17 protein-coding genes are annotated in these 20830 nt (G+C 56.8%); 10 read left to right on the top strand and 7 right to left on the bottom strand.

The annotated features are described in order from the left end of the window. The first annotated feature begins 177 nt into the window (after nucleotides 1-177). The 8 genes from LH86_RS04485 (at nucleotide 178) to LH86_RS04450 (ending at nucleotide 8269) form a co-directional block, all read left to right on the top strand. The gene (locus LH86_RS04485) at nucleotides 178-1800 is read left to right on the top strand and encodes an alpha-glucoside-specific PTS transporter subunit IIBC (RefSeq protein WP_039298722.1); all 1623 of its coding nucleotides are present in this window, start codon (nucleotides 178-180) and stop codon (nucleotides 1798-1800) included. Beyond that, complete coding sequence (locus LH86_RS04480; protein WP_039298719.1) at nucleotides 1797-3119, top strand: 6-phospho-alpha-glucosidase; 1323 nt, start codon at nucleotides 1797-1799, stop codon at nucleotides 3117-3119. The genes LH86_RS04485 and LH86_RS04480 overlap by 4 nt, the downstream gene beginning before the upstream one ends. A gap of 162 nt (nucleotides 3120-3281) precedes the next feature. Continuing rightward, a complete protein-coding gene (locus tag LH86_RS22405; protein ID WP_052045547.1) occupies nucleotides 3282-4091 on the top strand; it encodes a hypothetical protein in 810 nt (269 codons plus the stop codon). Continuing rightward, nucleotides 4075-4788 (top strand): RES family NAD+ phosphorylase, encoded by a 714-nt coding sequence (locus LH86_RS04470; protein ID WP_039298717.1) that lies wholly within the window; start codon nucleotides 4075-4077, stop codon nucleotides 4786-4788. Before LH86_RS22405 ends, LH86_RS04470 begins: the two co-directional genes overlap by 17 nt. Before the next feature lie 121 nt (nucleotides 4789-4909). Further along, complete coding sequence (locus LH86_RS04465) at nucleotides 4910-5878, top strand: cellulase family glycosylhydrolase (protein WP_039305916.1); 969 nt, start codon at nucleotides 4910-4912, stop codon at nucleotides 5876-5878. Nucleotides 5879-5991: 113 nt separating this feature from the next. Beyond that, nucleotides 5992-6756: a basic amino acid ABC transporter substrate-binding protein gene (locus LH86_RS04460; protein ID WP_156107059.1), complete on the top strand. Its 765-nt coding sequence runs from the start codon at nucleotides 5992-5994 to the stop codon at nucleotides 6754-6756. 39 nt (nucleotides 6757-6795) lie between these two features. After that, complete coding sequence (locus LH86_RS04455; RefSeq protein ID WP_008460679.1) at nucleotides 6796-7560, top strand: amino acid ABC transporter permease; 765 nt, start codon at nucleotides 6796-6798, stop codon at nucleotides 7558-7560. Continuing rightward, the gene (locus tag LH86_RS04450; RefSeq protein ID WP_008460680.1) at nucleotides 7547-8269 is read left to right on the top strand and encodes an amino acid ABC transporter ATP-binding protein; all 723 of its coding nucleotides are present in this window, start codon (nucleotides 7547-7549) and stop codon (nucleotides 8267-8269) included. The genes LH86_RS04455 and LH86_RS04450 overlap by 14 nt, the downstream gene beginning before the upstream one ends. 189 nt (nucleotides 8270-8458) lie before the next feature. On the opposite strand, the gene LH86_RS04445 is transcribed toward LH86_RS04450, so the two are convergent. The 5 genes from LH86_RS04445 to dsdX all read right to left on the bottom strand — a co-directional run bounded on the left by LH86_RS04445 (nucleotide 8459) and on the right by dsdX (nucleotide 14965). Next, nucleotides 8459-9442, bottom strand: a complete 984-nt coding sequence (locus tag LH86_RS04445) for a nucleoside hydrolase (RefSeq protein ID WP_039298710.1) — start codon at nucleotides 9440-9442, stop codon at nucleotides 8459-8461. A 1-nt stretch (nucleotide 9443) separates the two neighbouring features. Beyond that, complete coding sequence (locus LH86_RS04440; protein ID WP_039298708.1) at nucleotides 9444-10475, bottom strand: LacI family DNA-binding transcriptional regulator; 1032 nt, start codon at nucleotides 10473-10475, stop codon at nucleotides 9444-9446. Between the two features lie 91 nt (nucleotides 10476-10566). After that, the gene (locus tag LH86_RS04435) at nucleotides 10567-11961 is read right to left on the bottom strand and encodes an MFS transporter (protein WP_039298705.1); all 1395 of its coding nucleotides are present in this window, start codon (nucleotides 11959-11961) and stop codon (nucleotides 10567-10569) included. 320 nt (nucleotides 11962-12281) lie between these two features. After that, a complete protein-coding gene (dsdA, locus tag LH86_RS04430) occupies nucleotides 12282-13610 on the bottom strand; it encodes a D-serine ammonia-lyase (RefSeq protein WP_039298704.1) in 1329 nt (442 codons plus the stop codon). 17 nt (nucleotides 13611-13627) lie between these two features. Beyond that, nucleotides 13628-14965, bottom strand: coding sequence for a D-serine transporter DsdX (gene dsdX / locus LH86_RS04425; protein WP_039298702.1), 1338 nt, complete (start codon nucleotides 14963-14965; stop codon nucleotides 13628-13630). Between the two features lie 224 nt (nucleotides 14966-15189). Between dsdX and dsdC the strand changes: the two genes are divergently transcribed. Further along, nucleotides 15190-16125 carry a DNA-binding transcriptional regulator DsdC gene (dsdC, locus tag LH86_RS04420; RefSeq protein ID WP_039298700.1) on the top strand — a complete coding sequence of 312 codons (936 nt, stop codon included), beginning with the start codon at nucleotides 15190-15192 and terminating at the stop codon, nucleotides 16123-16125. On the opposite strand, the gene emrD is transcribed toward dsdC, so the two are convergent. Continuing rightward, the gene (gene emrD / locus LH86_RS04415) at nucleotides 16126-17310 is read right to left on the bottom strand and encodes a multidrug efflux MFS transporter EmrD (RefSeq protein ID WP_039298699.1); all 1185 of its coding nucleotides are present in this window, start codon (nucleotides 17308-17310) and stop codon (nucleotides 16126-16128) included. It abuts the gene before it with no gap. A gap of 360 nt (nucleotides 17311-17670) precedes the next feature. Here emrD and fhuE point away from each other — a divergent pair, with 360 nt between their 5' ends. Then, a complete protein-coding gene (fhuE, locus tag LH86_RS04410) occupies nucleotides 17671-19836 on the top strand; it encodes a ferric-rhodotorulic acid/ferric-coprogen receptor FhuE (protein WP_039298697.1) in 2166 nt (721 codons plus the stop codon). Between the two features lie 14 nt (nucleotides 19837-19850). Here the strand turns inward: fhuE and LH86_RS04405 are convergent, their stop codons facing one another. Continuing rightward, nucleotides 19851-20753, bottom strand: coding sequence for a LysR family transcriptional regulator (locus tag LH86_RS04405; RefSeq protein ID WP_039298695.1), 903 nt, complete (start codon nucleotides 20751-20753; stop codon nucleotides 19851-19853). Between the last annotated feature and the right edge of the window lie 77 nt (nucleotides 20754-20830).

Raw genomic sequence — 20830 nt, 5'->3', positions numbered from 1 at the left:
GTCTAGTTTTAACATTAAAAGTAGACAACTTTGGCCAAATAAAAACCATGAATACGATCACGAATCGCTGCGCCTGGCGCGGCGAGCCACCGCCCGCGCTCATATCCTCAGCTTCAGGCCAACTAAAAAAATAAGGCCGCCTCTTACTCTACGAAGTTGTTACATGAGGATTTAAAAATGCTCAGTCAAATACAACGCTTTGGTGGTGCAATGTTTACCCCGGTTCTGCTGTTCCCCTTCGCCGGGATCGTGGTCGGGCTTGCCATCATGCTGCGCAACCCGCTGTTTGTTGGCGAAGCGCTCACCGCCCCCGATACTCTGTTTGCTCAAATTGTTCATATCATCGAGGAAGGCGGCTGGACGGTGTTCCGCAACATGCCGCTGATTTTTGCCGTGGGTTTGCCTATCGGTCTGGCGAAGCAGGCCCAGGGGCGCGCCTGTCTGGCGGTGCTGGTGAGCTTCTTAACCTGGAACTACTTCATCAACGCGATGGGGATGACGTGGGGGCACTACTTCGGCGTCGACTTTAGTCTCGAACCGACGGCGGGCAGCGGCCTGACGATGATGGCCGGGATTAAAACGCTCGACACCAGCATCATCGGGGCGATTGTTATCTCCGGCATCGTCACCGCCATTCACAACCGCTATTTCGATAAGCCGCTGCCGGTGTTCCTCGGTATTTTCCAGGGCAGCTCTTTCGTGGTGATTGTGGCCTTCCTGGTGATGATCCCCTGTGCCTGGTTGACGCTGCTCGGCTGGCCAAAAGTGCAGCTCGGCATCGAATCTCTACAGGCGTTTTTACGCAGTGCCGGGGCGCTCGGCGTCTGGGTATACACTTTCCTCGAGCGCATTCTGATCCCTACCGGGCTGCACCACTTCGTCTATGGCCCGTTCATCTTCGGCCCGGCGGCGGTTGAAGGCGGGATTCAGGTGTACTGGGCGCAGCACCTGCAGGAGTTCAGCCAGAGCACCGCTTCGCTGAAATCCCTGTTCCCGGAAGGCGGCTTCGCCCTGCACGGCAACTCGAAGGTGTTTGGCTCGGTGGGTATCGCGCTGGCGCTCTACTACACCGCCTCGCCGCAGAACCGCGTGAAGGTTGCCGGGTTGCTGATCCCCGCGACGCTGACAGCCATGCTGGTCGGCATCACCGAACCGCTGGAATTCACCTTCCTGTTTATCTCTCCGCTGCTGTTCGCCGTTCACGCTTTCCTGGCCGCCTCGATGGCAACGGTGATGTACATGGCGGGTGTGGTGGGCAACATGGGCGGCGGCCTGCTGGACCAGTTCCTGCCGCAAAACTGGATCCCCATGTTCCATAACCACGCGTCGATGGTCTTTACCCAGATAGGCATCGGCATCGCCTTTACCGGCGTCTACTTCGTGGTTTTCCGCGCTCTGATTCTGCGCTTCAACCTGAAAACGCCGGGCCGGGAAGACAGCGAGATCAAACTCTACAGCAAGGCCGACTACCAGGCGGCACGGCAACAAACCAGTGCGGCAGTCAGCCAGGACGCAAAGCACGGGCAGGCGCATGGCTTCCTGCAGGCGCTTGGCGGCGCGGCGAACATCGCCAGCCTGAACAACTGCGCTACTCGCCTGCGTATCACGCTCGCCGATATGGCGCTAACCGAAGCTGACGAAGTGTTCAAAGCCCTTGGCGCCCACGGCGTGGTGCGCAGCGGCAACGGCATTCAGGTGATTGTCGGGCTGCATGTCCCGCAAATTCGCGACCAGATTGAAACCCTTATCAAAGAGCAAACTTCAGACGAACATCCATCCATGACGGAGGCAGTATCATGAAAAAATTCTCGGTAGTTGTAGCAGGTGGCGGCAGTACTTTTACCCCAGGCATCGTGCTGATGCTGTTGGCTAACCAGAACCGCTTCCCGCTGCGGGCGCTGAAGTTCTACGATAACGACGGCGCACGTCAGGAGACCATCGCCGAGGCCTGCAAAATCATCCTGAAAGAGCAGGCCCCGGATATCGACTTCAGCTATACCACCGACCCGCAGGAAGCGTTCAGTGACGTAGATTTTGTGATGGCGCACATCCGCGTGGGCAAATATCCGATGCGCGAAAAAGACGAGAAAATCCCGTTGCGCCACGGCGTGCTCGGGCAGGAAACCTGCGGCCCGGGCGGGATAGCCTACGGCATGCGCTCCATCGGTGGCGTGCTGGAGCTGGTGGATTACATGGAAAAATATTCGCCGAACGCCTGGATGCTGAACTACTCCAACCCGGCGGCCATTGTGGCGGAAGCGACCCGCCGCCTGCGTCCGAACTCAAAAATCCTGAATATCTGCGATATGCCTATCGGCATCGAAAGCCGTATGGCGCAGATTGTGGGCTTGAAGGATCGCAAAGAGATGAAGGTGCGTTATTACGGCCTGAATCACTTTGGCTGGTGGACCCACGTAGAAGATAAAGACGGCAATGACTTGATGCCAAAAATTCGCGAACATGTGGCTAAATATGGCTATGTACCGCCAAAAGATGAGCATGGCACCGAAGCAAGCTGGAACGACACGTTTGCCAAAGCTAAAGATGTCTGGGCACTCGACCCCGACACACTGCCGAACACTTACCTGAAATACTACCTGTATCCGGATTACGTAGTGCAGCACTCCAACCCGGAGCGCACCAGGGCGAACGAAGTGATGGATCACCGCGAGAAGCATGTGTTTGGTTCCTGTAACGCCATTATCAGCGCCGGGAAATCCTCTGCGGGCGAGCTGGAAATTGACGAACACGCCTCTTACATCGTCGATCTTGCGACGGCAATTGCCTTTAACACCCAGGAGCGGATGCTGCTGATTGTGCCGAATAACGGGGCCATCAATAACTTCGACCCGGAAGCAATGGTGGAAATCCCTTGTCTGGTGGGCAAAGATGGGCCGGAACCGCTGGTCGTGGGGAATATCCCTCAGTTCCAGAAAGGATTGATGAGCCAGCAGGTCGCCGTCGAAAAACTGGTGGTGGATGCCTGGGAGCACCGCTCTTATCAGAAACTGTGGCAGGCGATCACCCTGTCGAAAACCGTGCCGAGCGCCTCCGTTGCCAAAGCGATTCTTGATGATTTGGTTGAAGCGAACAAAGGCTACTGGCCTGAGTTGAAATAAGTTTTATTCAGCGACTGGAAAGCGCGGCAGAGACGTCGCGCTTTTTTTATGGCGATGCTTTCCAGATTACCGTCTCCAGTCTGGACATTTTTTATACTCATCTGTACAGTTGTTAGGGTTATTGAAGTTAGTTTGGTTAGTTAGGTTATTTGGGAGGGCGCTATGGTATCAAGGCAAACCGGGCGTATTGAGAAGAAAAAAGACCGGGTGCTGTTTGACAGCGAGAGCGTGAAACTCACGCTTGCAAAAGGCGTTCGCGAGCAAAACAGTAAGCGCGAAGCCGGGCTGACCCTACAGCTTGCGCTTCGCGGTGGCGTTTCCGGGCTGGAAGCGCTGCATACCCAGCTCACTCATCTGCTAGAGGCAACCGAAGAGCTACAAACGCAGCAGCAGGCGCTGGAGCTTAATGACGGTTATGAAAAGCTGGTGGAACTCTATGGCGAGAAGCTTATCGGTGAGGGCATGCTTGTCGCCCATGAACCGACGGCAAGCTACACTGCAGATTCGTCAAAGCGTTACGCGACACAAAGCAGTTTTCTGCCTCCGGCTCAGCAGCATGAGGTGATTAACCAGGCCCGTCTGGTACAGGCGCGGGACAGGTTAACGGACGAAGGCTGGCTGACCACCCATGAAATCGCCATGCTGGGCGGCTACTCGACAAAAAATGTTTCGGCTCAGCCAACGCGCTGGAAGGCGGCTGGCAAAATTTTCTCAGTCATTAAACGCGGCGTTGGGAACGTCTATCCTCGCTATGGTCTGGATGAAAACTACCGTCCTCTGCCTGTGATGAAAGTTCTTCTGGATACCTTCGCTCTGCACAAAACGGCCTGGGGGCTGGCAGAATGGTTTGCTACCTCTAACGGCCTGCTGGCGGGGAAAACACCTGCCGAAATGGTATCTGCGTATCCGGCGAACGTGCTACAGGCCGCTGAATACGAGGTCAGGAGGCTGCAGGATGGCGCCGAAGGATGAGGCTAAAACGAGAGCACTTTTTGGTGAGCCTGCGCTGCTTGCCCCTGAACTCCCTGAGCCAGGGAACACGATCCCGATTTTTAAAGAAACATTACCGGCGGGAAAGATCCTTTATCGCTGTCATGCCCTGACCTGGCCTGGAAACAGTTTTAATCCAGGACGTGAACTGACCGGCAACGATTACGGTGCAAGGTTCAGTCCCTTTAAAGATATACAGGGGCGGCTGGTGCCGAGCCTGTATGCGGCAGACAGTATGGCAGGGGCGCTGGCCGAAACGCTTTTTCACGACCTGATTGGCGGCGAGCGGCGGGGGTTTTTATCCATCAGGCCGTGGCGGCACTGGGGAATGAGTCAACTGGTGCTCAGGCGAGAGCTGACGCTGGTGACGCTAAAAACAGCAGACCTTTACCGGATGGGATTATCAAAGCAGTTTTTTCTGTTAAGCGACCGCCTGGTTTACCCGCAAACGCAGCGCTGGGCGCGCGCGATTCACGATCAAAATCCCACCATTGACGGCATGGTCTGGAAATCCCGACAGCATGATGACAGCAGTGCTTTCCTTTTTTATGGCGACAGAACTCGTCCTGAGGATTTAGCGTTTCAGCGTGAAGCTTGTGGGATATTTTCAACGCCAGAAGTGGTTGAAGAGATTGTGAAGATGGCCGGCAGGCTCGGCATTGTGCTCAGCGACGAGTAGTTCGCTTTGGCAATCCTTCACACTCGGCATTACGATTAATTTTTTATTGCAATCCTCACTCCCCGCAAACGGGAAAAGCATGCTAAATATTAGTTTTCCTTCGCTAAGTAACGTGCCGCCGATGTTAAAGCCAACTCTTATTCTGGTTGCCCTCTCTTTCTGTGCCAGTTCGTTTGCTGCGCAGCAGGATGTTTTGCCGCCCACCTGGACCAGCCAGCTTGGGGTGGGAATGAACGTTGACTGGGCGGTAACAGAGCGAGGCATCCGCGAATTTGATCCTCTCACGGTGCGTGACTTTCAGCAGCGAGGCTTTGGCCATGTCCGTATTCGCGTTGCCGGGCCGATAACTCATCAGCAACTGGTGCATTTACGGCGCATCGTTGATGCCTGCGAGCAGTACCATATCGTGCCGGTGATCAGCTACCGGGCAGCGGAGCTGAAAGCAAAGCCGACCGCTGAAAATGCGGAAGATATTGTTGAGTGGTGGACGACCGTGGCGCGCTTTTTTGCCAAAAATGACGATTCGCTGGTGTTCGATATCATCGGGCAGCCGGAGGAGAAACTCAGCGCCAACCCTCAGTTACTCAACCAGATTTACGACAAAACCGTGAAGGCGATTCATAAAATCAGCCCTCAGCGCCATATCTTTGTTGCGCCACGCAACCACGCCTCCCCGGAAGCGCTGGCCACGCTTAAAATTCCTGAATCCCGCCACGGGCTGGTCATGGCTGACTGGCATCTGATGCCGGGCGGCCCAAAAAACTGGAACGGCAAAACCTGGAACGGAAAAAACCAGTGGACGACGGGAACGGATGCGGAAAAAGCGGCGATCCATGCCCGCATCGAAACTGCCGTGCACTGGCAGCAGAAAACCGGCCACCTTTCCTGGGTCGGGAACTGGTCTCCTGGCAGCAAACTGCCGGTCGATCAGCAGGTTGCGATGGCGACGTTTGTCGCCTGTGAATTACAAAAAGCGCAGATTCCGTATGCAGTTAACGGCGATGAAAAATTCTACGATGGGGAAGAGGGCGCCTGGCGGCCTGATATGGCGCCAGTGCTGGACGCCATTCTGAAGCCTCAGTGTCAGTAATTATCACTCAGCGTGAATTATCTGTTGCTGCATTTCGGGTAATTATGTATTTTTATGCACATTAACTGCATAAAAACATCATATATCCAGGGGCTTCTATGTTTACTAAAGCGATGAAATCAGTAGTGGCTGGCGGGTGTTTGCTCGCGGCATTGTTCAGTTCTGCTCAGGCGCTGGCGCAAACCTACGTTGTGGGTTCCGGCGGCACCTACCGTCCGTTTGAATACGAAAACAGCCAGAAACAGCTGGAAGGTTTCGATATCGACATCATCAAAGCCATCGCTAAAGCCGAAGGGTTTGATATCAAGCTGGTTAACACGCCGTGGGAAGGTATCTTCGCCACGCTGAACTCCGGCGATCGCGACATCATCATTTCCGGTATCACCATTACCGACAAGCGTAAAGCAATGGTCGATTTCTCCACGCCGTACTTCCCGGCGGAGCAATCCATCGTGGTGCCGACCGACTCTAAAGTGGACTCCGTTGCTTCCCTGAAAGGCAAAAAAGTGGGCGTGGTTAACTCCAGCACCGGCGACATTGTGGTGTCCGACGTTCTGGGTAAAAACAGCACCGATATCAAGCGCTTTGACAACACGCCGCTGATGCTGCAGGAACTGACTGAAGACGGTATCGACGCCGCCGTGGGCGACGTGGGCGTGGTGAAGTACTACATCAAATCCCACCCGGAAAAACCACTTAAGCTGGTGCCGGACAGCAAGTTTGAGCGCCAGTACTTCGGCATCGCGGTTGCCAAAGGTAACACCGAGCTGAAAGGCAAAATCGACGCCGGCCTGAAGAAAATCATCGCCGACGGCACCTACGCTAAAATTTACGCCACCTGGTTCGACAACAACGTTCCAACCCTCCCGGCAGAGTAATTATCAATCGGGGCCATTCCGGCCCCAAAAAGGACAGGTATGACCGGATTTCGCTGGGAGATAATCTCAGAATACGCGCCGTTGTTTATGCAGGGCGCGCTGATGACCATCAAGTGCACCATTATCTGCGTGATTTTAGGCACAACCTGGGGGCTGCTGCTGGGGCTTGGGCGTATGGCTCACGCCGATGACGGCCCGTGGAAGCACGTGCTGCGTTATGCCGTGCAGTGGCCGGTGCGCGTTTACGTCAGTGCGTTTCGCGGCACGCCTCTGTTTGTGCAGATCATGGTGGTTCACTTTGCGCTGGTACCGCTGTTTATTAACCCGCGCGACGGGATCATGATCACCAGCGGGATGATGTCCGTGGACTTTGCTCGTGACCTTCGTTCCGAATACGGCGCATTTCTTTCCTGCGTGGTGGCGATCACCCTCAACGCCGGGGCCTATGTGTCCGAGATTTTCCGCGCCGGGATTCAGTCCATCGACAAAGGGCAAATGGAAGCGTCACGCGCGCTGGGCATGGGCTGGGGCAAAACGATGCGTAAGGTTATCCTGCCGCAGGCGTTCCGCCGCATCCTGCCACCGCTGGGCAACAACGCCATCGCTATTGTGAAAGACTCGTCGCTGGCGTCCGCTATCGGCCTCGCCGATCTGGCCTACGCGGCGCGTACCGTTTCCGGCGCTTACGCGACTTACTGGGAACCGTACCTGACCATCTCCGTGGTGTACTGGGTGCTGACGTTCCTGCTTTCGCTGCTGGTGCAACATATGGAAAAGAGGTTTGGCAAAAGTGATTCACGTTAAGGATTTACAGAAACAGTTTGGCAAAACTCACGTACTGCGCGGCATCTCCTGCGATATCGCACCTCAGGAAGTGGTTTGCGTGATTGGCCCTTCCGGCTCCGGCAAAAGTACGTTTCTGCGATGCCTGAACGCGCTGGAAAAACCGGACGGCGGCGAAGTTGTGGTTAACGGTTTTGCGGTACACGACCCAAAAACCAACCTCAACACGCTGCGCGAAGGCGTGGGCATGGTGTTCCAGCGTTTTAATCTGTTCCCGCACATGACGGTGCTGGAAAACCTGATCATGGCACCCATGTCGCTGAAAGGGCTGTCCAAAGCGGAAGCGGTAAACCGCGCAGAAAAGCTGCTGCAAAAGGTGGGGCTGCTGGACAAAATCGACGCCTGGCCTTCGAGCCTTTCCGGCGGCCAGCAGCAGCGCGTGGCCATTGCCCGTGCGCTGGCGATGGAGCCGTCGATAATTCTGTTTGATGAGCCCACTTCGGCGCTGGATCCTGAACTTGTCGGCGAAGTGCTGGCGGTGATGAAACAGCTGGCGCAGGAAGGGATGACGATGATTATCGTAACCCACGAAATGGGCTTTGCCCGCGAAGTGGCGGACCGGGTGATCTTCATTGACCAGGGCGTGATTCAGGAACAGGGCGTGCCCGCACAGATCTTTAGCGCGCCGCAAAACCCGCGAACTCAGGCCTTCCTCAGCAAGGTTCTGTAAAAAAGGGCGCCTATGCGCCCTTTGATGTTGCTGACAAAGAGGGAAAAAGCGTGGTTTTTCCCTCTTTGTGGTTATCAGCCGAAAATCAACGAATTGATTTTCCTGTTTTTTAACGAGTCGTCTGGTGTTTCTTCTATCACCAAAGTTTGTTAGCAGTATGAAAGGGCGCCTATGCGCCCTTTCTCTTTTCTATGCAAACTGGCGGATATGCCGGTCGATAAGCGCCAGCAGTTTCTGGTTATCCACGGTTTGCAGCAGCTTCACCGGCTTGCCTTGAGGCGCGTCAACGTTCACCGCCAGCCGCAAATGTTCCGGGCCATAGCGCAGGGTTCTGCCGCGGCTCAGTCCGTTCAGGCTTACATCCACGTAATCTTCCGTCCAGCTCACCAGCTCCGGCTCAAGCAGCCAGGCGACGGTCAGCACGTCGTGGATCCAGCAGCCAGGCAATTGGCGAGTTTGCATAGAAAAATCCATCCACGGGCGAATGGTGTCCACGAGAAAACGGCTCAGGCGGTTATCGCAGGTGGCCAGCGCATCCAAATCGCTATGGGTCATCATGGTTTGGGTGGTCACGTCCATCGGCACCAGAACGATGTTTGCGCCGCTGGTTAGCACGGCGTGTGCGGCTTCAGGGTCGACGCCAAAGTTGGTGTCCTTCAGGTAGCCGTCAACGTGAAAGACGCCGCCCATGATCACAATCTCTTTCACCGCGCTCGCCATCTGCGGGTAAAGCTGCAAAGCCAGCGCCACGTTGGTCAACGGGCCGATGGCAATCAGCGTGATTTCACCGGGATTCGTGCAGATAAGTTCGCCCATCTTATGCACCGCCAGCGGGGCCACTTCGGCCAGCATTTGCGGGGCAGTAACGTTTTTCCACAGGTGGCGCAGGCCCACTTTATCGACTTTATGATCCAGGTGTTCGCGCCACGGCGCTGAAGGTTCAATCAGCGCGCGAGAAGCGCCGCGGGCGACCTCCACGGGCATACCCAGGCGAGCAACTAAATCAGACGCCACGGCGTAGCCCACTTCGCTTGGCGTATTGCCGGATACGGTGGTAATCAGCTCCAGAGAAATCTCCGGGGCCGCCAGCGCCAGCGCGAGGGCCAGACCGTCGTCTACGTTAGCCCCGGCAACGCCGTTCCCCGGATCGCAATCAATAATTAAACGCTTCATGTTACCTGTGACTTCCTGCTGTGGTGAGGGAGCGGCAGCCGCAGGACTCGCCAATCTCCAGCTCAAAATCGAATTCGTGTTTATGCGGCTGCCCGTCCCACTTTTTCAGCATCTCGATGGCCTTCTTCGCCATCTGCTTGACCGGCTGGCGAACCGTCGTTAAAGAGGGCACGTTGAAGGCCGATTCGAGGGTGCCGTTGAAGCACACCAGGGCCAGGTCTTTCGGCGCGGAAAGCCCGTGTTCAGACAGCGCTCGCAGGCAGCCAAAGGCCTGTTGTTCATTGGTGGCAAACAGCGCGCGGGGTAATTCGCCCGCCAGCATTTGCTTTGTGGCGTCGTAGCCGCCCTGGCGGGTGTAATCCGTTGAAAAAATCCAGTCAGGGCGCACGGTAAGACCTGCTTCTTGCAGCGCCAGCCGCCAGCCGCTGATGCGATCCTGAGTGTTCAGCATCTCCTGCGGCCCGCAAATAATGGCGATATCACGATAGCCATGCTCAATCAGATGGCGGGTTGCGCGCCGCGCGGCGTTCTGCTCGTTAACCTGAATCGAGCAAACGTTCAGCTCCGGCTCAACCCTGTCCAGCATCACGCATGGCGTACCGCTGGCCTGGATAAGATCGATGTAAGGGTGCCTGTCGACGCTGGTATAAATCAGCCCGTCTACCTGGCGATGCAGCAGGTTATTGATAAGCTCCAGCTCGCGGGCGCGGTCATCGCCGGAATCCCCCAGCAAGAGCACTCTGCCATCGGCAAAAGCCTCCTGCTGGAGCGCATGTGCCATGGACGAGATAAACGGGTTGGCAATATTGGGAACGACTAAACCGTAGGTGCGCGTGGTACCGCTGGCCAAAGCCCTCGCAATGCCGTTTGGGCGGTAGCCGGTTTTCTTGATGGCGGCGAGCACGCGCTCACGCGTCGCCTGCGCGACCGGGCGCGGGCCGTTGTTAATCACGTAGCTGACGACCGCGACGGAAGTCCCTGCTTCTTTGGCGACTTCAGCGCGGGTAACGCGGTGTACTTGAGGCTTAGTCACTGAATACCTGCTTTATTTGGCTGGCGGGCGATAAACGGAGCCACAGCATAAAGCTTTGCTCCGTAAAAATCGCCGTCAACTCTGTGACAAATCAAATAGCGTCTTCCGGCAGATTAAGGTCGCGCCCCCGGGTTTCCGGCGCAAAGAAGGTGGTCACCAGCCCGATGCCCGCCATCACCGCAAAGTAGAGCGCGATAGGCCACCAGTGCCCGGTCCAGGAGAGCAGCGCGGCGGCAATCAGCGGGGCAGTTCCGCCGGAAAGCATTGACCCCAACTCTTTGGCAAACGCCATCTTGGTATAGCGGTTTGTCACGCCGAAAAGTTCCACGCCCCAGGCCGCCTGCACGCCAAAAATGCCCAGTGAAGCCAGCCCCATGCCGACAACGATGGTTGGAATAACGATCATCGGCTCGCGAGAGTCCAGCAACATAAAGGCTGGGAAAGCGTAGATAATCAGCAGCAGGCAGAACCAGCGGTAAACTATCCGGCGGCCAAAGCGGTCGGAGAGCCAGCCGGCAAAAGGAATAATGGCGAAGCCCAGCACCGAGGCGATCAGCACCGCCAGCGTGGGAACGGATTTATCTACCGCCAGCACTTTGGCGACGTAGCCAATGATAAAACCCTGGGCAAGATAAGAAGGGCCGTTTTCACCAATGCGTAGCCCGACCATGGTCCAGAAAGCACGGGTCCGCTGCCAGAAGCTACGCTGGTCTTTCTGCTGCTCGGCCAGCCCCTTTTCCCGTACCTGTTTACGCTTGGCTTCCAGCAGCGCTTTTTGGCGTTCAAACACCGGGGTTTCACGCAGATGCTGACGAATAATCAGGGCAACAGCGGCAATCAACATGCTGCACAGGAACGGAATACGCCAGCCCCAGGCAAGCAGCGTCTCTTTATCCATCTGCAGCACCAGCAGCCAGGTCAGAGAAGCCAACAGCGTGCCGCTGTTGGAGCCCAGGCCGATAATGGATGACACCAGGCCACGACGTTTCACCGGCGCATATTCACCCAGCATAACGGTGCCGCCGGACAGTTCTGCACCTGCGCCAAGCCCCTGGGCAAAACGCAGAATAACGAGGCAGGTTGGCGCCCAGACGCCAATTTGCGCGTAACTCGGGATCAGGCCAATAAGCGTGGTGGAGCAGCCCATCAGCGCAATGGTAATGACCATCACCATTTTCCTGCCGTAGCGGTCGCCCAGCCAGCCAAACAGCAGGGCGCCTATTGGCCGGGCAACAAAGCCCACGGAGTAAGCGGCAAAGCTGGATAGCAGCGCCATGACGGGCGTGGCATCCGGGAAGAACACATCGCCAAAGATGATCCCGGCCGCCAGGCCATACAGCGCGAAGTCCGCGTATTCCATCGTGGTACCGAGCCAGCAGGAGAAGGTGGCGCGAATAAAATCACGTTTACCTTCCGGCGTGGCCAGGCGCTCTTCCGCCGCGTGCTGCGCATTGGCCGGAGGAGGGGAAAAAGTGTTTGTCGTCATTAGAGTTCTCACAGAGATCGAACGTTATCTGTTGGCGAAGATGCCATTTTTAATCATTTCTCGCAGTGTATCTACGCGCGTAGATTGATCAAATAATTAAACCGGAAGTGAGAGTAAGGTAACTAAATGACAAAAATATGACGGGGAAGATGACCCTCACCCTAACCCTCTCCCTGGAAGGGAGAGGGGATGGAACAGCATCCAGGCCAAAGATGTGGGTTTTCTTCCGGCCCCTATTAGATGAGTGTTCGATCAGGAGCGAAATATGCCGGGTTTTCTCCCTCGCCCCTTTGGGGAGAGGGTCGGGGTGAGGGGAAAGATCAGCGAGCCTTCGCTAAATACTGCGCCATCTCAGCCTCAGGAACCATACCGCCCCCGGTGGCCCAGACCAGGTGCGTTGCGTTATCAAGCTGCCGGGCGCTGAAGCCCTGCATCTCATGATAAGGCACCGCCGAACACACGCGCTGTGGCCCGGCCATGCCGGCCAGTGCCGACGGTTCCAGACGAATACCTTCCTCTTCTGCCAGCCAGCCGAGCATGTTGTACAGCGTTTGATCGTCCACGGTGTAGAAGCCGTCCAGCAGTCTTTGCATCGCTCTGCCGACAAAGCCGGAAGCCCGCCCCACGGCAAGGCCATCGGCGGCGGTCAGGTTATCGATGCCGATATCCTGAACGGAAAGAGCATCATGCAGGCCGGTATAAACGCCCAACAGCATGCAGGGGGAGTGCGTTGGCTCGGCAAAAACACAATGAACGTGGTCGCCGAACGCCAGCTTCAGCCCAAACGCCACGCCACCGGGGCCGCCGCCGACGCCGCAGGGCAGATAGACGAACAAAGGATGCTGCTCATCGACGGTAATCGACTGCTGTGAAAATTGTTCTTTCAGTCTTTGCCCGGCGACAGCGTAGCCAAGGAACAGCGTGCGGGAGTTTTCATCATCGATAAAGAAACAGTTAGCATCTGCTTCGGCGGCTTTTCGCCCTTGCTCAACGGCGACGCCGTAATCTTCCGCGTATTCAACCACCTCCACGCCGTGGCTGCGCAGTTTGGCTTTTTTCCATTCGCGGGCGTCGGCGGACATATGCACCGTGACGCGGAAGCCAATTCGGGCGCTGATGATACCAATCGACAGACCCAGGTTGCCGGTAGAGCCCACGGCGATGCTGTAGCGGCTGAAAAACTCGCGTAATTCAGGAGAAAGCAACTTGCTGTAGTCATCTTCAGGAGTCAGTAGCCCGGCCTCGATAGCCAGTTTTTCCGCGTGGGTCAGGACTTCATAAATGCCCCCACGCGCCTTAATTGAGCCAGAAATAGGCAGATGGCTGTCTTTTTTCAGCCACAGCTTGCCGCAGATTTTTTGCCCATTTTCTTTTTCCAGCCGTGCTTGCATCGCCGGGATAACCACCAACTCCGACTCAATAATACCGCCGGTTGCGGCGGTTTCCGGGAAAGCTTTGGCCAGGTAAGGCGCAAAGCGAGCCAGCCTGGCGTGCGCTTCTTTGACGTCCTGCTCCGTCAGGCCAACATGCGGTAAGCCTTCGGCAAGGGGTGTGGTTCCGGGGTTAAACCAGGCCGTTTCGTTCAGGGCAGTAAGCTCGCAGAGCAGCGGAAATTTTTCGGTTAATGCGTGTAATTCTGTCGATGTCATAACGAGCCTCCTGGCGCTCAGATGATAAAGGAAAGCAGGAATGTGCCAGCCAGTGCAACTAAAGAAGCGATGAACGTCGCCGTGGTGTAGTACTTGAAGGTTTCATGGAGCGTGGCGCCGCAGTACTGCTTCACCAGCCAGAAAAGTGAGTCGGTCACAATGGTGCAGCCGATAGCACCGGAGCCGATGGCGAGCGTCACAATCTCGGGGCTGACATTGGGGTAGAGCGGCAGCAGCGGGGCAACGATAGCTGTGGCACCCATCATCGCCACGGTAGCGGAGCCCACGGCGGCGTGAAGGATAAGGGCTACCAGCCAGGCCAGCAGAATGGGGTGTAGATGCAGGCTGGAAAGGCTCAATGCCAGGCTGTCCGCCATGCCGCTTGCCTTAAGAATGGCGTTAAACGCCCCGCCTGCCCCGATGATCATCAGGATATTCGCGATGGAGCCAAAGCCAGTCTCGGTGTGGCTTAACAGCGTCGCGATACCCATATTCTGGCGCAGGCCCAGCAGATAATAGGCCACGAAAACGGCGATAAACATCGCGGTAATCGGGTTGCCGATAAACTCCAGCGCGGTGTAAGTCGTGCTGCCCGGCGTCATGTTCAGTTCCGCCAGCGTCTTCGCCAGCATCAGAAAAATAGGCAGCAGCACGGTAAACAGCGTGGCGCTCAAAGACGGCAGAGAGGCCGCATCGCGCGTTTGCAGATCTGAGAATTCGACAGGAACGGATTTAAACGGCAGACGATTGCCCAGGCACTTCAGGAAGAGCGGGCCACCCACCAAAGACGCCAGCAGGCCAACCGCTAAGCCATATACAATCACGGTGCCTACATCGGCGCCGAGCTTATTGGTCACGAACAGCGCCGCCGGGTGCGGCGGAACTACGCAGTGAACTGCCATCAACGCGGTACACAGCGGGATCGCAAGTTTCAGCAAAGACGTGTGGGTCTTTTTGGCGATGGAAAAGGCCAGTGGGATAAGCAGCACCACGCCAACCTCAACGAACAGCGTAATACCGCAAATCAGGCCGACCAGCACCATAATCACGTCGGCGGAAAGCCAGCGGCAGCGCTGCAGCGCCAGACCAATGCGCTCGGCAGCCCCGGAAACCTCCATCATTTTTCCCAGAATGGTGCCCAGCCCGATGACCGCGGCTAAAAAGCCCAGCGTGCCGCCGATGCCGCTTTCCACCGCGTTAACCATGTCCAGCGGGCCCATGCCCATCATCACGCCGACGAAAAAGCTCGCCATCAGCAGCGCGAGGAAAGGATGAAGCTTCAGTTTTACGATGGTCAACACGATTAACACTATGCTGGCAAGCAGCGTACCCACCACCCAGATTTGCGATCCCATTAGCCCTTCTCCTGTGCATCATTTGCGGGCTATTGGATAAAAATCCATCCGGGCTGACAAACGATAAAATTGGCCTTTCACATGAGGTAAATCGAATCAGAAAGGTGATTTGCGTCGGAATAAAGCGATGAAATGCGCAGTAGGTTTTAATTTTCTCAACTAAATGCTGCTGACCGACGACAGTTTTTTTAAACTCGGCTGGCTGAATTGAGAGAGAGGTCACGATGGAAACGTCGCGCGAGGGGCGAAATCGGTTATTAAACGGCTGGCAACTGTCGAAGCTGTATACCTTTGAGGTGGCAGCGCGGCATGAATCTTTTGCACTGGCGGCAGAGGAACTGTCGCTCAGCCCCAGCGCGGTTAGCCACCGGATTAACCAACTGGAAGAGGAGCTGGGGATCCAGCTTTTTGTTCGCTCGCACCGCAAAGTGGAGCTAACGCATGAAGGCAAGCAGGTGTTCTGGGCGCTGAAGTCGTCTCTGGGCACATTGAACCAGGAGATTCTGGATATCAAAAACCAGGAACTCTCGGGGACGCTGACCGTGTACTCAAGGCCGTCGATTGCCCAGTGCTGGCTGGTGCCCGCGCTCGGGGATTTTACCCAGCGCTACCCTTCTATCTCGCTAACCATTCTGACGGGGAACGACAACCTGAATTTACAGCGCGCCGGTATCGATCTGGCGCTCTATTTTGACGATGCCCCTTCCTCGCAGCTGAGCCACCATTTTCTGATGGATGAGGCGATTCTGCCGGTTTGCAGCCCGGAATATGCCCGTCGATTTGAGCTTCATTCCCGGCCTTCTCAACTGCGCCACTGTACTTTGCTGCATGACCGGCAGGCGTGGAGCAATGATTCCGGCACCGATGAGTGGCACAGCTGGGCGCAGCAGTTTGGCATTGAGCTACCCGCCTCGACGGGCATCGGCTTCGATCGCTCTGACCTGGCGGTGATTGCCGCGATGAACCACGTTGGCGTGGCGATGGGGCGAAAAAGGCTGGTGCAAAAGCGGCTGGAGCGGGGCGAGTTGATCGCCCCGTTTGGTGACAAAACGTTAAAATGCCATCAGCATTACTATATTTCGACCCTTAGTGGCCGACAATGGCCGAAGATTGATGCTTTTATCGGCTGGCTTAAAAATCTTGCCGAACCGGCAACCTAACTAAACTGTCTCGCCATGATGCTGGAACCGTTGCGCCAGCGGCAGCCAGCAGCACAGGATCAGCACGCCCATCGCGGTCATCAGCATTCCGATGCTGTATTGCCCGGTTTGCGGCATCAGCGCGGAGAACCAGGCCATCACGCCGGAGCCGATATTTTGCAGGCCGCCAACCAGCGCCCCTGCGGTACCGGCGAGGAACGGGAACGGCTCCATCGCGCCGCTGGTCGCCAGCGGGAATAGCATGCCCGCGCCGAAGAAGAACAGCGCCGCAGGCACCAGTAACGTCCAGATATTCATGATGCCGAACCAGCCAGGGATCCACATGAAAATCCCGGCGAACAGGCAGCTCAATACCGCCTGCCACATCAGGCTGGAGAAACGCACGTTCTGGCGGCCCGCGTACCAGGAGCCGAAAAATGCCGCCGGAATGGGCAGAATAAACAGAATGCTGACCACCACGCCGTTCAGGCCAAGTACGCCGCCCATTAGCACGCCGGAACAGGCTTCAAACACCGCCACGCCCGCCAGGCCACCGACCAGCATCAGCAGATAGCAGTTGAAGGAGATATTGCCGAGCAGCATTTTGTAGCTGCGCATCAGGCGAGGCGGCGCGGCGTCTGCCGGGCGGGTTTCGGGCAGCCAGCGCCACATAGAAAACGCCACAATGGCACACAGCAGCAGCAGGAAGCCGTAACAGGCCCGCCAGCCCCAGACGCTGTCCAGCATCCCGCCAATAACCGGTGCCAGCAGCGGACTCACCAGAATACCCATATTCAGCAGGCTGTTGGCCTGGCGTAAATCACCGCCTTCGTAGAGATCGCGCGGCATGGTTCTAGCCATCACGCCTGCAACCCCGGTGCCCATGCCCTGCAGGGCGCTCGCCAGAACCAGAATATGCAAATTGGTGGTAAACAGCGCGCCGAGCGTCGCCAGCATGAAAATCACCATACCGGCGAGGATCACCGGGCGGCGGCCAATGCGATCGGAAAGTGGGCCATAAAACAGCTGAGACACGCCGTAGGTAAACAAATAGGCCGCCATCACGCGCTGAATCGCGCCGCTGCGCACGCCCATTTCATGAGCCATATCGGGAATAGAAGGAATATAAATCGTCTGTGTCATCTGCCCGACAGCAACCAGCAGAATCAACATCATCAGCAGGTGGATATTGGCTAACTTTCTCATGGCGTCCGATCGTTTACCTGAAAAAAGAGAGAGGCTTCGCAGCGTATTTTGCTGTGTATGTTTTGAAAGCGAGAGGAATCTATCACAATCTAAGCAATAAGCCAGATGATGAGGCTGTTTTAACAACAGATTTGCGTGTTGCTTTGTAAAGCGAAAGCGGCAATTTTTATTGCCACCAAAGGCCGTTTTTGCCCCGCAACGGTGCAATCTCCGTTAACCCTCAGGGAATTACATTTGTTTACAGGTTAAATACAAATGCGTATATTTCTCATCCGCATTTAATGGTGCGCGTCTTTATAAAAATCAAAAAAAGTGCCGGCCACGGAAAACGCCGCAGCACTGCAAAAATGAGGGTTTAACATGGCATTGGTTAACTTCTCCAGGGATCGGTTCACGTTACGGGCAGGCGGCCCATCACTCCTGGCTGCGGCCATTGCGCTGGCGCTACTGCCTTCTGCGCAGGCAGAAGACACCATCACGGTAAATACTCAGGCGGACAATCCGCTGGCGGGACAGGAACAGGATTACAGCGTCAAAACCACTACCACCGGCACCAAGCTGCTGCTGATTCCGCGTGATATCCCGCAATCCGTCAGCGTCATCAGCCAGCAGCGTATTCAGGATCAGAACCTGCAAACCATCGGCGACGTGCTGGATAACGCCACCGGTATCAGCACCAAGCTGGTGGACAGCAGCCGTGCCACTTACTTTGCGCGCGGCTTCTTCATCAGCAACTATGCCTACGACGACATGCCCACTCAGGTTAGCGACGTCTGGGACTTCGGCGATACCGGTTCGGATACCGCCGTGTTTGAAAATATTGAAGTGGTGCGCGGCGCGGCGGGGCTGATGAGCGGTAGCGGCAACCCTTCGGCGTACATCAATATGGTGCGCAAGCACGCCGACAGCCGTGAATTTAAAGGCAACGTCTCCGCCAGCTACGGCAGTTGGGACAAGCAGCGCTATGTGGCGGATCTCTCCGCGCCGCTGAGTGAGTCCGGCAACGTGCGGGGCCGCGTGGTCACCGGCTACCAGGACAACGATACCTGGCTCGATAAAAGCCATTACCGCAAGAAATTCATCTACGCCGTAGTGGATGCCGATTTGACCGATTCCACCACGCTTTCCGTCGGCTACGACTACCAGGAAAGCAATGACGACAGCCCGACCTGGGGCGGCCTGCCCACCTGGTATGCCGACGGCAGCCGGACAAACTTTAGCCGCAGCGCCACCACCGCGCCGGACTGGGCCTATTCCAACAAAGACGCCACCAAAGTGTTCGCCAACCTGGTGCAGCGCTTTGATAACGGCTGGGAAGCGCGAATCAACACGCTGCACGCCGAAACCAACTTCGACTCTAAGCTGATGTACGTCACCGGCTTCCCGGATAAAGTGACCGGGGCAGGCACCAGCGCCTACGGCGGCTGGAACCGGGGCGAGCGTAAACAGGATTCGGTGGATGCGTTTGTGCGCGGCGGTTTTGATCTGTTTGGCCGCCAGCACGAGCTGATGTTCGGCGGCAGCTACAGCCGCCAGCGTAACCACTACGACAACGCGATGCCGAACACCGGCTTGCCTTACGGCGGCATCGCGATGGACAGCTTCTACAGTAACGTTGTAGACCCAAGCTGGTCAGCCTTCTCGCTGTATAGCAAAGATGTGGTGCGCCAGCAGTCTGCCTACACTGCCGCGCGTTTCTCGCTGGCCGATCCGCTGCACCTGATTGTGGGCGCTCGCTACACCGAATGGGATGCAGACTACAACCCGTCCACTGCGCCGCAAACCAGCCTGAGCAGCAAAAAGCATGACGTCACGCCGTACGCGGGCCTGGTTTACGACATCAACGACACCTGGTCGGCCTACACCAGCTACACCTCCATCTTCCAGCCGACCGACAAGCGCGACGTTAACGGCGATTACCTCGACCCAACCACCGGGAAGAGTTATGAAGCGGGCGTGAAAGCGGACTGGTTTAACACGCGCCTGACGACCTCGTTGGCGGTATTCCGCATCGAGCAGGATAAAGTTGCTCAGGCGCTTGGCACGCCGGTTAACGGCAACCCTGGCGAAACGGCGTATAAGTCCGTGAACGGCACCGTAAGCCGCGGCGTGGAGTTTGAGCTGAACGGCGCGCTGACCGATAACTGGCAGCTTACCTTCGGCGCTTCCCGCTATGTGGCGGACGACAATAACGGCGAGGCAGTGAACCCGGACCAACCGCGCACCACGCTGAAGCTGTTTACCCGCTACCAGCTGCCGATGCTGCCGGAAGTGACCGTGGGCGGTGGAGTGAACTGGCAGGGTAAAACCTGGCAGGATACTTCCGGCCCGGACGGCGACACCCGTATCAAACAGGGCAGCTACGCGCTGGTGGATCTCTTCACCCGCTACCAGGTGACGAAAAACTTTGCCGTACAGGGCAACATCAACAACCTGTTTGACAAAGAATATGAATCCTGGCTTTCCGACTATGTGGTTTATGGTGCCCCGCGCAGCTTCTCGCTGACGGCAAACTACAGCTTCTAAGTGCTACGGGGAGGTCAGTGGCCTCCCTGACTGTTTTCCCGTGCCAGTGCCAGGAAAGCGGCAAGCCCGGCAGAAGGATGCCGCCTGCCGGAATAGTATAGGCAAAGCCCAGGGAAGGGTGGCGTCCAGGTTTCCAGCAGGCGCACCAGCTTGCCGGAGCGGATTTCGTCGGCGACGTTTTGCTCCATGAAAAAGCCAATCCCGACACCTTCCAGCACCGCCTCCCGCGCCAGCGAGGCTTCGTCCAGCGTCAGCGGCCCCCGCACGTCGACTTGCGCGACTTCACCCTGCTTTTCCAGATGCCAGCGGTAGAGCGAGCCGTCCGGTAGCCGGACGCGAATACAGGCGTGATTCAGCAAGTCGCCCGGCGTTAGCGGCGCGCCGTGCTCTGACAGATAAGCCGGAGACGCGACAACGGCAAAGCGCTGCGGTTGGCCGAGAGAAAGCGCAATCATATCGGCAGGCACCAGCCCGGCCACGCGCACGCCAAGATCGAATCCTTCTGCCACGATATCGACCAGCTTTCCTTCGGTCACCATATCGACCTGCATCTCCGGATAGCGGCGTAAAAACTCAAAAATCAGCGACGAAAGCACCTGGCGAGCGGCAAAAGGCGGTGCGTTGATGCGCAGCACGCCGGACGGTGTATCGCGGTGCGCCCGCACACTTTCAAGGGCGTCGTTCAGCCCCTGAAGAGACGGGCTAACTCGCTCGATGAACAACCTCCCGGCCTCCGTCAGCGACACGCTGCGGGTGGTGCGATTGAACAGACGCACGCCAAGTTCGGCCTCAAACTTTGCCAGCGTATGGCTGAGCGCCGTGGTTGAAACGCCGAGGTCGATAGCCGCCGCGCGGAAAGATCCCCGGCGGGCGATGGCCTGCACGGCTTCGATATCGTCGAGGGCTATACGCGACATTGTCCCGATTCCTTCATCATTTCATCCCGGTTTGTCCCAATTGTTTAAATTATACCGCGTTCTTAGAGTAGTGATAC

The organism is Cedecea neteri (assembly GCF_000758325.1).
GTDB lineage: Bacteria > Pseudomonadota > Gammaproteobacteria > Enterobacterales > Enterobacteriaceae > Cedecea > Cedecea neteri_B.
This window is presented reverse-complemented; position numbering and strand designations above follow the sequence as displayed.

What these genes read in the sequence shown, in the direction of transcription:
- LH86_RS04470 (WP_039298717.1), top strand. Translation starts at nt 4,075, where the DNA reads ATGGCGCCGAAGGATGAGGCTAAAACGAGAGCACTTTTTGGTGAGCCT.
- LH86_RS22405 (WP_052045547.1), top strand. Translation starts at nt 3,282, where the DNA reads ATGGTATCAAGGCAAACCGGGCGTATTGAGAAGAAAAAAGACCGGGTG.
- LH86_RS04435 (WP_039298705.1), bottom strand. Translation starts at nt 11,961, where the DNA reads ATGACGACAAACACTTTTTCCCCTCCTCCGGCCAATGCGCAGCACGCG.
- emrD (WP_039298699.1), bottom strand. Translation starts at nt 17,310, where the DNA reads ATGAGAAAGTTAGCCAATATCCACCTGCTGATGATGTTGATTCTGCTG.
- LH86_RS04405 (WP_039298695.1), bottom strand. Translation starts at nt 20,753, where the DNA reads ATGTCGCGTATAGCCCTCGACGATATCGAAGCCGTGCAGGCCATCGCC.
- LH86_RS04480 (WP_039298719.1), top strand. Translation starts at nt 1,797, where the DNA reads ATGAAAAAATTCTCGGTAGTTGTAGCAGGTGGCGGCAGTACTTTTACC.
- dsdX (WP_039298702.1), bottom strand. Translation starts at nt 14,965, where the DNA reads ATGGGATCGCAAATCTGGGTGGTGGGTACGCTGCTTGCCAGCATAGTG.
- dsdA (WP_039298704.1), bottom strand. Translation starts at nt 13,610, where the DNA reads ATGACATCGACAGAATTACACGCATTAACCGAAAAATTTCCGCTGCTC.
- LH86_RS04465 (WP_039305916.1), top strand. Translation starts at nt 4,910, where the DNA reads ATGTTAAAGCCAACTCTTATTCTGGTTGCCCTCTCTTTCTGTGCCAGT.
- LH86_RS04445 (WP_039298710.1), bottom strand. Translation starts at nt 9,442, where the DNA reads ATGAAGCGTTTAATTATTGATTGCGATCCGGGGAACGGCGTTGCCGGG.
- fhuE (WP_039298697.1), top strand. Translation starts at nt 17,671, where the DNA reads ATGGCATTGGTTAACTTCTCCAGGGATCGGTTCACGTTACGGGCAGGC.
- dsdC (WP_039298700.1), top strand. Translation starts at nt 15,190, where the DNA reads ATGGAAACGTCGCGCGAGGGGCGAAATCGGTTATTAAACGGCTGGCAA.
- LH86_RS04485 (WP_039298722.1), top strand. Translation starts at nt 178, where the DNA reads ATGCTCAGTCAAATACAACGCTTTGGTGGTGCAATGTTTACCCCGGTT.
- LH86_RS04455 (WP_008460679.1), top strand. Translation starts at nt 6,796, where the DNA reads ATGACCGGATTTCGCTGGGAGATAATCTCAGAATACGCGCCGTTGTTT.
- LH86_RS04460 (WP_156107059.1), top strand. Translation starts at nt 5,992, where the DNA reads ATGAAATCAGTAGTGGCTGGCGGGTGTTTGCTCGCGGCATTGTTCAGT.